10 protein-coding genes are annotated in these 11,927 nt (G+C 70.8%); 9 read left to right on the forward strand and 1 reads right to left on the reverse strand.

Features of this window, described 5'->3' with window-relative positions; translation table 11 throughout:
- The gene (locus ACFPA8_RS01780; protein WP_386442747.1) at window positions 1-96 is read left to right on the forward strand and encodes a DUF397 domain-containing protein; all 96 of its coding nucleotides are present in this window, start codon (window positions 1-3) and stop codon (window positions 94-96) included.
- A gap of 397 nt (window positions 97-493) precedes the next feature.
- Entirely contained in the window at window positions 494-1,207 is a 714-nt protein-coding gene (locus tag ACFPA8_RS01785; protein WP_386441195.1) for a GntR family transcriptional regulator, read from the forward strand.
- On the opposite strand, the gene ACFPA8_RS01790 is transcribed toward ACFPA8_RS01785, so the two are convergent.
- Entirely contained in the window at window positions 1,200-2,039 is an 840-nt protein-coding gene (locus tag ACFPA8_RS01790; protein ID WP_386441198.1) for a PaaX family transcriptional regulator, read from the reverse strand. The two genes, ACFPA8_RS01785 and ACFPA8_RS01790, sit on opposite strands and share 8 nt — an antisense overlap.
- A gap of 107 nt (window positions 2,040-2,146) precedes the next feature.
- On the opposite strand from ACFPA8_RS01790, the gene ACFPA8_RS01795 reads away from it, so the two are divergent.
- The 7 genes from ACFPA8_RS01795 (at window position 2,147) to aceE (ending at window position 11,875) form a co-directional block, all read left to right on the forward strand.
- Complete coding sequence (locus ACFPA8_RS01795; protein ID WP_386441200.1) at window positions 2,147-3,067, forward strand: SDR family oxidoreductase; 921 nt, start codon at window positions 2,147-2,149, stop codon at window positions 3,065-3,067.
- A 23-nt stretch (window positions 3,068-3,090) separates the two neighbouring features.
- A complete protein-coding gene (locus ACFPA8_RS01800) occupies window positions 3,091-3,993 on the forward strand; it encodes an amidohydrolase family protein (protein ID WP_386442749.1) in 903 nt (300 codons plus the stop codon).
- Window positions 3,990-4,448 carry a MaoC family dehydratase gene (locus ACFPA8_RS01805; protein WP_386441202.1) on the forward strand — a complete coding sequence of 153 codons (459 nt, stop codon included), beginning with the start codon at window positions 3,990-3,992 and terminating at the stop codon, window positions 4,446-4,448. Before ACFPA8_RS01800 ends, ACFPA8_RS01805 begins: the two co-directional genes overlap by 4 nt.
- A gap of 98 nt (window positions 4,449-4,546) precedes the next feature.
- Entirely contained in the window at window positions 4,547-5,905 is a 1,359-nt protein-coding gene (locus ACFPA8_RS01810; RefSeq protein ID WP_386441205.1) for an MFS transporter, read from the forward strand.
- A 61-nt stretch (window positions 5,906-5,966) separates the two neighbouring features.
- Window positions 5,967-7,508, forward strand: coding sequence for an acyl-CoA synthetase (locus tag ACFPA8_RS01815; protein WP_386442752.1), 1,542 nt, complete (start codon window positions 5,967-5,969; stop codon window positions 7,506-7,508).
- Between the two features lie 142 nt (window positions 7,509-7,650).
- Window positions 7,651-8,541 carry an amidohydrolase family protein gene (locus ACFPA8_RS01820; RefSeq protein ID WP_386441208.1) on the forward strand — a complete coding sequence of 297 codons (891 nt, stop codon included), beginning with the start codon at window positions 7,651-7,653 and terminating at the stop codon, window positions 8,539-8,541.
- Between the two features lie 622 nt (window positions 8,542-9,163).
- On the forward strand, window positions 9,164-11,875 hold the full coding sequence (gene aceE / locus ACFPA8_RS01825; RefSeq protein ID WP_386441210.1) for a pyruvate dehydrogenase (acetyl-transferring), homodimeric type: 2,712 nt from the start codon (window positions 9,164-9,166) through the stop codon (window positions 11,873-11,875).
- Window positions 11,876-11,927 lie beyond the last annotated feature (52 nt).

The following is an 11,927-nucleotide window of genomic DNA, read 5'->3' on the forward strand; positions in this document are numbered from 1 at the left end:
GTGCGGGACAGCAAGGACCCCGACGGTCCCGCGCTGCTTCTCTCCACGACCTCCTGGGCGGCGTTCGTCGGCGCGGTCAAGTCGTCCGCCGTGTAGGGCTGTCGCACCCCGAGGACCCGCCGGATCGCGGCCCGCGGCCCCGCACCGGCACGCTCCCGTCATGGACGCTCCGTCGTGGACGTCGCCGCTGAGGTGGTCGCCGTCGCCGGCTGGGCGCGGTGACCTCCGTGTCCGGGTCACGGCAGGGCGGAGCTGCCGCGGGCGCGGTGAAGACCACACCCGTACGAGGCGCTCTCGTCACCTGCGGGGCCGTATTGTCGAGGCACCTCTCCCGCCGGGACCCGTCAGCACCCGCCCGGACCCGCCCGGACCTGTCAGAACCTGCCGCACCCGGCAGAACCTGTCAGGGCAGCCGGAGCACCGGAAGCCGACGACCGCCGGGAGAAACCGCCCGGGAACCACCGAGAGCCCCGCTCAGAAGGAGGCCGCGCCTGTGACTTCGACCCCCTCCCCGCTGCCCCTCGCGCATTCACTGCGTGAGCAGATCCGCGAGCACATCGTGGAGGGCATCGTCAGCGGCCGGTGGCAACCGGGCGAGCGGATCGTGGAGCGGCGGATCGCGGTGGAGCTGGAGGTCAGCCAGACACCCGTGCGGGAGGCGCTGCGCGAGCTGGAGGCGCTGCGGCTGATCGAGTCGGTGACGAACAAGGGTGTGCGCGTACGGGAGTTGTCGGCCGCCGACCTGGAGGAGATCTACCCCGTACGGGCGGGCCTGGAGCAGATCGCCGCCGAGCTGGCGGCCCCGCGCCTCGCGGGCGACGCGTCGGCGCTCCGGCCGCACGTCGAGGCGCTGTACGAGGCCGACCGCACCGGGGACGGAGAGGCGCAGGTGCGGCACACCGTGGCGTTCCACCGCGAGATGGTGCGCGCCGCGGGCAACAGCGTGCTGCTGCACACGTGGGAGTCGCTGGGCATCGAGGTGTGGACGGCGCTGTCGATCCGCTGGCTGGGCACGGTGCAGCAGTCCTACGCGGAGGAGCACGAGGCCGTGATGGAAGCGTTCCGGCGCCGGGATCCGCGCATCGCCGAACTGGTCAAGGCGCACGTGCTCGGCTGCGCTCCCGCGCCGCGCGACGCGGGCGACGGCACCGGCACGGACGTGAGGTCGACGGCCGGATCCGAGGTGGGCAAGGCCCCTCTCAGCTGAGGTCCAGCACGTCCAGCACTTCCTCCGCGATACGCCGGGCGACCGGTTCGTACTTCCGCGCGAGGGAGCGGAAGCACTTCTCCGCCCTGATGGCGGGCCAGTCCTGCGGCAACTGCCCGGCCGGCAGATGGGGGTCCTGGCGGACCAGCTGGAGCCAGTCGGTGTGCAGCATGAGCTGCCGGGCCAGGTCGTCGGGTGCGGAAGGCGACGGACTGCCGGTGTCCCAGCACGCCAGGAAGGCCCGGTAGCCGTCGGCGATGGCCGAGGTGTCGAAGGCCTTCCGTACGAGGTCGGCGGCCTCGGTGGGCTTCGCCGCCTCCGCCTTCAGCACCGTCACGTGTCCGTCGAGGCCGAGCGGCGCGAGGATCGCCACGGCGTCCTTCTCGCCCGGTGCGATCCACAGTCCGCTCTGGAGCGGCCCGAACCCTTCCCAGGTCAGCAGGGAGCGCAGATCGTGCCGCTCGCGGCGGCGGCTGTCGGGCAGTGAGAACCCCACGAGCGTCCAGCTGCCGTCCCAGTCGCGGTTGACGGCGCCCGTCTCCCAGATGCGGCGGTGGCCGTCCTGGAGCACCTCCTCCGCGTGGGGGGTGAGCGCGAAGTACACCTTGCGGCCGTGCCGGTGGCGCACCAGCAGGTTCCGCTTGACCATGCGGGCCAGGGTCGAGCGCACGGCCTCCTCCGAGACCCCGACCCGGGCGAAGACGTCGATGATGCTGCCCGAGTAGACGCCCGTGCCGCGCCCGAGGACGTAGATGCCGAGAAAGCTGAACATCAGGGACTGCGGGCGCACCGACGGTCTCCGGCCCTGGTCCTCTTCACTGCTGAGCGTCACACGCAAGAGCGTAGCCGCGCCGCTCGATGTTGTGCACATTATTGACGAGCGTCACAAGACAGCCTTACGTTCCTGGCGTACAGACGCACCGAGAGAGGTACACAGTCATGGACCTGTCCGGGAAGTCCGCCGTCGTCACCGGCAGCGGACGGGGCCTCGGCCTCGCCTACGCGGAGGCGCTCGCCGCCGCCGGAGCGTCCGTCGTGATCAACGACGTCGACGCCACGGCCGCCGAAGCAGCGGTCAAGAAGATCACGGACGCGGGCGGTTCGGCGGTGGCCGTCGTCGCGCCCGTCGGAGACACCGCAACCGCGAACGCCCTCGTGGAGACGGCGGTCGAGACGTACGGGCGGCTCGACGTCATGGTCACCAACGCGGGCATCCTGCGGGACAGGGTGCTGTGGAAGATGTCCGACGAGGACTTCGACGCGGTGATCGACGTGCACCTCCGCGGCACGTTCACATGCGCCCGTGCGGCCGCCGTCCGCATGCGCGAACAGGACACCGGAGGCCGGCTGATCCTGGTCTCCTCACCGGCGGGCCAACGCGGCAATTTCGGGCAGACGAACTACGCGGCCGCCAAGGCGGGGATCGTGGCCATGGCCCGTACCTGGGCGCTCGAACTGGCCCGCGCCCGTATCACCGCCAACGCGGTCGTGCCCGTGGCGGCCACGGAGATGACGAGGACGATCCCGGCCTTCGCGCCCCTCATCGAGGAGGCGGAGAAGACCGGGGATCCGCTGCCCGGCTGGCTCCGCAGGGACGAGGGGTTCGGGACGGCGCAGGATGCCGCGCCCCTGGTGGTCTTCCTCGCCTCCGACGCCGCGAGTGAGGTGACCGGGCAGGCGATCGGCATCGGGGGCGACAAGCTCACGCTGTGGGCGCACCCGCAGGAGAAGGCACCGGCGGCGTACGCCGACGGCGGCTGGGACGCCGACTCCATAGCCGGGGCATGGGCGGCCGGGCTCGGCTCAGAGCCGGAGACCTACGGCATCCCCGCACCCCGGCCGCCCCAGGAGCGACAGTGAACGGCGGCGCGTCCGGATCCCGCATCGACGTCGAGAAGCTGACGGCGATCGACGTCCACACCCACGCGGAGGTGTCGGCCGACGGTCACGGCTCGCTGAGTCCCGAACTCCTGGGCGCCTCCGCCGAATACTTCAAGTCGCACACCGAACGGCAGCCCACGATCCCGCAGATGGCCGCCTACTACCGGGAACGCAGCATGGCCGCGGTCGTCTTCACCGTGGACGCCGAGCACGCGACCGGTCATCCCCGCATCTCCAACGAAGAGATCGCCGAGAGCTGCGCCGCGCACTCCGACGTGCTGATCCCGTTCGCGAGCGTCGATCCCTGGAAGGGCAGGGCCGCCGTACGCGAGGCACGCAGGCTCGTGGAGGTCTGCGGCGTGCGGGGCTTCAAGTTCCATCCGAGCGTCCAGGGCTTCTCACCGGATGACCGCATGGCCTACCCGCTGTACGGGGCGATCGAGGAGCTGGGCGTACCGGCCCTCTTCCACACCGGCCAGACCGGCATCGGCGCGGGCGTCCCGGGGGGCGGGGGGATCCGGCTGAAGTACTCGAACCCGATGCTGGTCGACGATGTCGCCGTGGACTTCCCGGAGTTGCGCATCATCCTCGCGCATCCTTCCTTCCCCTGGCAGGACGAGGCGCTGGCAGTCGCCACGCACAAGCCGTACGTCCACATCGACCTGTCCGGCTGGTCGCCCAAGTACTTCCCGCCGCAGCTCGTCCGGTACGCCAACAGCCTGCTCAAGGACAAGGTCCTCTTCGGCTCTGACTACCCGGTCATCACACCCGACCGCTGGCTGGCCGACTTCGGCAAGCTCGAGATCAAACCCGCTGTACGCCCCAAGATCCTCAAGGAGAACGCGGCAAGGCTGCTCGGCCTCACCGGGCCGTCAGCGCGACGAGTGGAGGGAGAAGGCGCATGACCACCACCGCACACGGCATCGAGGAACTCAAGGCGCTGGCCGGAACGGACCTGGGCGGCAGCGACTGGCTGGAGATCACGCAGGAACGCGTGAACACCTTCGCCGACGCGACGGGCGACCACCAGTGGATACACGTCGACGCGGCCAGAGCGGAGGAGGGACCCTTCGGCCGTACGATCGCACACGGCTACCTGACCCTCTCGCTGGTCATCCCCCTCTTCACCGAGCTCCTCCAGATCACCGGCGTCTCGATGAGCGTCAACTACGGCCTGGGGAAGGTGCGTTTCCCCAGCCCCGTACCCGTCGGCAGCAAGATCCGGCTGACGGGCAGGGTCGGCGCCGTGGAGGACGTGGGCGAGGGCGGGGTCCAGATGGAGCTCGACTTCGCAGTGGAGAACGACGGTTCGGACAAGCCCGCCTGTGTCGGCCGGGCCCTCTACCGGCACTACGCCTGAGCTTCACGCTCACGGTCGCAGTCACGGTCACCGCAGCAACACCACACGCGAGCCCTCCCGTTGAAGCGGACGCTCGCGACGGACACGGGACGGCAGTCATGGCCAAATCCGCAACACCACCTCCCGACAACACCCAGCTGCACCGCGCGGTCACCTCCAGCTTCTTCGGCAGCGTGATCGAGTACTACGACTTCCTGCTCTACGCCACAGCCTCGGCCGTGGTCTTCAGCAGGGTCTTCTTCACCGATCTGGATCCGCTGGCCGGTACGGTCGCCAGCTTCGGCACCTTCGCCGCCGGTTACCTGGCACGCCCTCTCGGCGGCGTCGTCTTCGGGCACTACGGCGACCGGCTGGGCCGCAAACGCATGCTCGTGCTGACGATGACCCTCATGGGCACGGTGAGCTTCCTGATCGGCGTGCTCCCGACGTACGAACAGGTCGGCAGCTGGGCGGCGGTCCTGCTGGTCCTGCTCCGCGTGCTCCAGGGCGTCGCGGTGGGCGGCGAGTGGGGCGGGGCCGTGCTGATGTCGGCCGAGCACGCCCGTACGCGCCGCGGCCTGTGGGCGAGCTTCACCAACGCCGGAGCACCCTGCGGCATGGTGCTCTCGACCGCGGCGCTCACGGGGACGGGCGCGCTGGTGGGCGAAGAGGCGTTCCTCGCCTGGGGCTGGCGCGTCCCCTTCCTCCTCAGCATCGTGCTGCTGGCGGTGGGCCTGTTCGTGCGGATGCGGGTGGAGGAGACACCGGTCTTCGCCGCGTCCCGGCGCGACCCGGCGAAGGAGATCAGGCTCCCGCTGCTGGACGTTCTGCGGACCCGTCCGCGCACTCTGCTGCTCGCCGTCGGGGTGGGACTCTCGGCCTTCGTCGCGCAGGGAACACTCATGACGTTTCTCATCGCCCACGGCGTCCAGACCGGGCACGAACGGCAGACGGTGCTCAACGCGCTCACCCTCTCCTCCGCGCTCGCGGTCTTCGGCATCATCGGGTGGTCGGCGCTGTCGGACCGGCTGGGGCGGCGTCCCGTCGTCCTCGTCGGGGCGGCCGCGATGGCCGTCTTCGGCTTCGCGCTCTTCCCGATGGTCGATGCCGGGAGTGCGCTGCTGCTGACCTGCGCACTGGTGCTGGGCCAGTCCGTCATCCACCCGATGATGTACGGGCCGCTGGCGGCTCTGTACGCGGAGATGTTCAGCACCCGCAACCGGTACACGGGGGCCTCGCTCGGCTACCAGCTCTCCGGAATGGGGGCGGGGCTCGCCCCGCTGCTCTTCGCCGAGGTCCAGCGCGCGTCCGGCGGCGGCGCCACCCTCGTCGTATCGCTGGTCATCGCGGCTTTCTGCGCGCTGACGATGGTGAGCATCCTGCTGCTGGGCGAGACCAGCGGGCACGACCTGGGCGACGAACCCGAGACGGCCGGCGCCCCGCGTCCCGCCGACGCCGGTCCCCTGCCCTCACCATGAGGGCCCGGGCACGCACGCGCAGCCGTACCCGGCCGGAAGCCAGGAACCCATGGAGCTGAAGATGCAGAACGAGGGCATCGGGTCGTGGCCCGCGCGGCGGGCTCAACTGTCCCCCCGCCGCACGGCCTTCATCCACGAGGGCGCCGAGGTGACCTACGCCGAGGTGTACGAGCGCAGCACGAAGCTGGCCTCGCAGCTGAGGAACGCCGGTGTACGGGCGGGCGACAGGGTCGCATACCTGGGCGTGAACCATCCGGCCTTCGCCGAGACGATGTTCGCCACCCACATGCTCGGCGCCGTCTTCGTGCCGCTCAACTTCCGGCTGACGGCGCGCGAACTGGACTACGTGCTCGACCACTGCGGGGCCTGCGCGCTCGTCCACGGACCCGAGTGCGCCGAGGCCGTCGGCGCACTCACCGTCCGCGAAGGGATCGGCACCGTCGTCGCCCTGCGCGATCCGGCCGCGGGCGAGGAGGACTACGAACCCTGGCTGGCCTCCGGCGACCCGGAGCCCGCCGACGTCCCCGTGGCACGCGACGACGCCGCGTTCATCCTCTACACCTCCGGGACCACCGGCAGGCCCAAGGGCGCCACGCTCACCCACGCCAACCTGATCTGGAACACCCTCAACCTGATGGTGGGCCTCGACATCGCCTCCGACGAGGTGACGCTGATCAGCGCCCCCCTGTTCCATGTCGCTGCTCTCAACCAGACGCTGCTTCCCACCTTCCTCAAGGGCGGCTGCTGCGTGATCATGCCGTCGTGGGACGTCGACGTCTGCTACGACCTCATGGCCGAGCACCGCATCACCTGGATGTTCGGCGTGACGACCATGTTCGCCGCGTTCGCCCAGTCCCCGCGCTGGAAGGACGCGGACCTCTCCTCGCTGCGGAACCTGATGTCGGGGGGCGCCCCGATCCCGGAGGCGCTCATCCGCACGTACCAGGAGCGGGGGCTGGTCTTCTGCCAGGGCTACGGGCTCACCGAGACGGCACCCGGCGCGACGTTCCTGGAGGCGGCGGAGAGCATCAGCAAGGCCGGCACGGCCGGGCTGCCCGCGTTCTTCGTGAACGTGCGGCTGGTGCGTCCCGACCTGACGGACGTGGCGGCCGGGGAGCGCGGCGAGGTCCTGATCCAGGGACCGAACGTCACCCCCGGATACTGGAACGACCCGGAGGCGACGGCCGCGGCGTTCTCGGAGGGCGGCTGGTTCCACTCCGGGGACATCGCGACACGTGACGAGGACGGCTACGTGTCCATCGTCGACAGGATCAAGGACATGTACATCTCCGGCGGCGAGAACGTCTACCCCGCCGAGGTCGAGGGCGCTCTGTTCGCGCATCCCGCCGTGACGGGCTGCGCAGTCGTGGGCGTTCCGCACGAGAAGTGGGGCCAGGCGGGACGCGCCTTCGTGACTCTGCGCCCCGGTGCGCAGACCTCGGGGGAGGAGCTGCGGGCGTTCCTGGCGGGGCGGTTGGCGAAGTACAAGGTGCCCGCACACTTCGACCAGGTCGACGCCCTTCCCCGTACGGGCTCGGGGAAGATCCAGAAGCAGAAGCTGCGCGGGATTCCCCTGCGCGGGGAGGGCGTACACCGGCTGTGACACCCACGGAGTGTCCGGACCCGCACGCCGGGCAGCCGTGCTCCGTCGCCCGGCGGACGCCGCGTACCGGCCGGACCGTGTCTGTGATGAGGTGGCCGGTGCCGCCCCGTGAACCAGGGGTCTGGGCGAAGGGAGGTCCGGGATGTCCGTGCCGGAGGAGTCGGAAGAGCAGGCCGAAGTCGCGGCGTTCCGCGCGTCGTTGGGGCTGGAGTCCCTCATCGACGTCCACACCCACTTCATGCCGCAACGCGTACTGGCCAAGGTGTGGGCGTACTTCGACGAGGGAGGCCCCCTCGTCGGGCGCCCCTGGCCCGTCAACTACCGGCACGAGGAGCAGCAACGTCTGGAGGTGCTACGGGGGTTCGGCGTGAAGGCCTTCACCTCGATGCTCTACCCGCACAAGCCGGGCATGGCGCGGTGGCTCAACGACTGGTCCGCCGACTTCGCCGCACGGACGCCGGACTGCCTCCACACAGCGACGTTCTACGCCGAACCGAGCGCCGCCGACGACGTGCGCCGCGCCCTCGACCAGGGGGCGCGGGTGTTCAAGAGCCACCTTCAGGTCGGCGGGTACGACCCCAACGACCCGCTGCTGAAGGAGGTCTGGGGCATGCTGGCCGAGGCACAGGTCCCGGTGGTGACGCACTGCGGGTCCGGTCCGGCGCCGGGCGCCTTCACCGGACCCGGGCCGATCGCCGCGCTGCTCGCCCGGCATCCGCAACTGCCGCTGGTGATCGCACACTTGGGCATGCCGGAGTACGAGGACTTCATGGGCCTGGCCGAGCAGTACGACCGCGTCATGCTGGACACGACCATGGCCTTCACCTCGTTCGTCGAGGCCGCCGCCCCCTTCCCCCGTACCGCCCTTCCCCGCCTGGCCGCCCTTCAGGACCGGGTGCTGCTCGGCACGGACTTCCCGAACATCCCCTACACCTACGCCGAGGCGCTCAGCTCTCTCGAACGGACGGGCCTGGACACGGCCTGGCTCCGCGCCGTATGCCACGACAACGCGGCACGCCTCTTCGACGTGTAACCGGGACCACCTGCCTGCCCCCGACCAGAACCCGACGCGGAACGCGAGGGCCGGGGCCGAAGGACGCGAGGCACCGAGCCCGAACAGGCCGAACGCGAGGCACCGAGACCGAACAGGCCGAACGCGAGGCACCGAGACCGAACAGGCCGAACGCGAGGCACCGAGACCGGACAGGCCGAACGCGAGGCGCCGGGGCCGAACAGGCCGGACGCGAGGCGCCGGGGCCGGAGGGGAGGACGGGCGTACGGGGACACTCAAGCGTGATTTGCGGACCGCGCCCGCTCCGTCGGCCTGAGGACAATTCTTCCGGTGGCGCGGTCCGTAAATCATGCCGTCCCCGTATGCCCGTCCGGACCGCAGGTCCCGGCGCCGCCCCGACACCGACCGGCACCCCCACCCCGCACCCGCACCCGCACCCACACCCACCCAGCCGACCACCCCAAGCACCACCCGTCACCGCGTGCCGACTTTCGTGGCACGGAATGCCAATTTCACTGGAAGCTTTGATCGATCATCGATCGCCGGAGTACAGTCCGATTGCCGGGCCGCCCTGTCCTGCCCCTTCAGGGGGCCCGCCCTGTTCCCCTCACCCCCCAGTCCGCCCGTACGGAAGGTGGCCACCATGCCCCGTCCCGCACGCAACCAGCCGAGCGAGCTCGACCAGCTCCCGGACCGCGACCCGCAGGAGACCGCCGAGTGGCGGGATTCGCTGGACGCAGTGACCACGCACGCGGGTCCCGAGCGGGCCGCGTACCTCGTGCGCCGGGCTCTGGACCACGCCCGGGACAGCGGGCTCCGCGTGCCGCGGCTCCTGGAGACGGACTACGTCAACACCATCCCCACCGCCGCCGAACCGGACTTCCCCGGTGACGAGGCGATGGAGTCCCGCATCACTGCCTGGAACCGCTGGAACGCCGCCGCGATGGTCACCCGCGGCAGCCGGTACGGCCTGGGCGGGCACATCGCGACCTTCGCCTCCGCGGCGTGGCTGTACGAGACCGGCTTCCAGCACTTCTTCCGCGGCAAGGACGGCCTCGGCGCCGCGCAGGCCGGTGGCTCGGGCGACCAGCTCTACATCCAGGGCCACGCCTCCCCCGGCATCTACGCCCGCGCCTTCCTCGACGGACGGCTCACGGAGGCCGACCTCGACCGCTTCCGGCAGGAGGCCGCCGGCGGAGGTCTGCCCTCCTACCCGCATCCCCGCCGCCTGCCGTGGCTGTGGGAGTTCCCGACCGTCTCCATGGGCCTCGGCCCGATCAACGCCGTCTACCAGGCGCGGTTCAACCGCTACCTGACCAACCGCGGCATCAAGGACACCTCCGGCTCCCACGTGTGGGCCTTCCTCGGCGACGGCGAGATGGACGAGCCCGAGTCGACCGCTGCCCTCGCCCTCGCCGGGCGCGAGCAGCTCGACAACCTCACCTTCGTCGTCAACTGCAACCTCCAGCGCCTGGACGGGCCCGTACGCGCCAACTTCAGGGTCGTGCAGGAGCTGGAGGCGCAGTTCCGCGCCGCGGGCTGGAACGTGGTCAAGTCCCTCTGGGGCACCGCCTGGGACGAACTGCTCCAGCTGGACACCGCCGGCGCCCTGGTGAAACGCCTCCGCGAGGTGCCGGACGCCCAGTTCCAGACGTACGCCACCCGCGACGCCGCCTACATCCGCGAGCACTTCTTCGGCGCGGACCCGCAACTCGCCGAGATGGCACGACTGTTGAGCGACGACAAGATCACCGCCTGCTTCCACGGCTCACGTGCCGGGCACGAGCCGCGCAAGGTGTACGCGGCCTACAGGGCGGCCGTCGAGCACAAGGGCGCCCCGACCGTGATCCTCGCGCAGACCGTGAAGGGCTGGACGCTGGGCCCCGGCTTCGAGTCCCGCAACGCCAACCACCAGATGAAGAAGCTCTCGGGCAAGGAGTTCCGCGCGATGCGGGACCTGCTCGAACTGCCCATCCCCGACAGCAGGCTGGACGACGAGCTGGTGCCGTACGTGCACCCCGGCCCCGACTCCCCCGAGGTGCGCTACCTCCAGGAGCGCCGCGCCGCGCTCGGCGGTCCCGCACCCGCCCGCAAGGTGCACCCGGTGGGTCTTCCGGAGCCGGCGGCGAAGCCGTTCACCGCGCTGGACAAGGGCTCGGGCAGCCAGGAGATCGCCACGACCATGGCGTTCGTGCGGCTGGTCAAGGACCTGATGAAGGAGAAGGAGAGCGGCAGGCGGTGGGTGCCGGTGGTGCCGGACGAGGCACGCACCTTCGGGATGGAGTCGCTGTTCCCGTCGGCCGGCATCTACTCACCGCTCGGCCAGAACTACGACCCCGTCGACCGCGACCAACTCCTGTACTACAAGGAGGCGTCGGACGGGCAGATCCTCAACGAGGGCATCACGGAGGCCGGTTCGCTGGCCGACTTCACGGCCGCCGCCACGTCGTACGCCACGCACGGCGAGCCGATGATCCCCTTCTACATCTTCTACTCGATGTTCGGCTTCCAGCGCACCGGCGACCAGTTCTGGTCGCTGGCCGACCAGTTGGGCCGCGGCTTCGTCATCGGCGCGACGGCCGGACGTACGACCATGACGGGCGAGGGCCTGCAGCACGCCGACGGCCACTCGCCGCTGCTGGCCTCGACCAACCCGGCGGTCGTCACGTACGACCCCGCGTTCGCCTACGAGGTCGGCGCCGTCGTCAAGGACGGGCTGCGCCGCATGTACGGTCCGGACCCGGCCGCGCACGAGGACGTCGTCTACTACCTGACGGTCTACAACGAGCCGAAGGTGCAGCCGCCCAGGCCGGAGGGCGAGGAGGTCGAGGAAGGCATCCTCAAGGGCCTCTACCGCTTCAAGGAGGGCACCTCGCCCCGCCCGGACTCCCCGAGCGTCCAGCTGCTGGCCAGCGGCACCGCCGTCCACTGGGCGCTGGAGGCGCAGCGGATGCTGGCCGAGGAGTGGGAGGTGCGCGCCGACGTGTGGTCGGCGACGTCCTGGAACGAGCTGCGGCGGGACGCTCTGGAGTGCGACGCGGCGCGGCTGCGGGGCGAGGACCGCGTTCCGTACGTGACGCGGGTGCTGGAGGACGCCCCCGGGCCGGTGCTCGCCGTCAGCGACTGGATGCGGGCCGTCCCGGACCAGATCAGCCAGTGGGTGCCGCAGGACTGGACGTCGCTGGGCACCGACGGCTTCGGGCTCTCCGACACCCGCGAGGCGGCACGCCGGTACTTCGGCGTGGACGCCGAGTCGGTCGTCGTGGCGGCGCTGGCACAGCTGGCACGGCGGGGCGAGGTCAAGCGCGAGACGGTACGGAAGGCGTCGGAGACGTACGGCTTCGCCACGGCCTGACGACCCGGCCCGCACGGGCGGCTCCCGCGTCCCCTCCCGGACGGCGCGGGAG

The sequence above is a fragment of the Streptomyces ovatisporus genome, assembly GCF_042653885.1.
GTDB lineage: Bacteria > Actinomycetota > Actinomycetes > Streptomycetales > Streptomycetaceae > Streptomyces > Streptomyces ovatisporus.

Excerpts from the sequence above, each read along its gene's own strand:
- aceE (WP_386441210.1), top strand. The coding sequence starts at position 9,164 with ATGCCCCGTCCCGCACGCAACCAGCCGAGCGAGCTCGACCAGCTCCCG.
- ACFPA8_RS01810 (WP_386441205.1), top strand. The coding sequence starts at position 4,547 with ATGGCCAAATCCGCAACACCACCTCCCGACAACACCCAGCTGCACCGC.
- ACFPA8_RS01795 (WP_386441200.1), top strand. The coding sequence starts at position 2,147 with ATGGACCTGTCCGGGAAGTCCGCCGTCGTCACCGGCAGCGGACGGGGC.
- ACFPA8_RS01820 (WP_386441208.1), top strand. The coding sequence starts at position 7,651 with ATGTCCGTGCCGGAGGAGTCGGAAGAGCAGGCCGAAGTCGCGGCGTTC.
- ACFPA8_RS01815 (WP_386442752.1), top strand. The coding sequence starts at position 5,967 with ATGCAGAACGAGGGCATCGGGTCGTGGCCCGCGCGGCGGGCTCAACTG.
- ACFPA8_RS01805 (WP_386441202.1), top strand. The coding sequence starts at position 3,990 with ATGACCACCACCGCACACGGCATCGAGGAACTCAAGGCGCTGGCCGGA.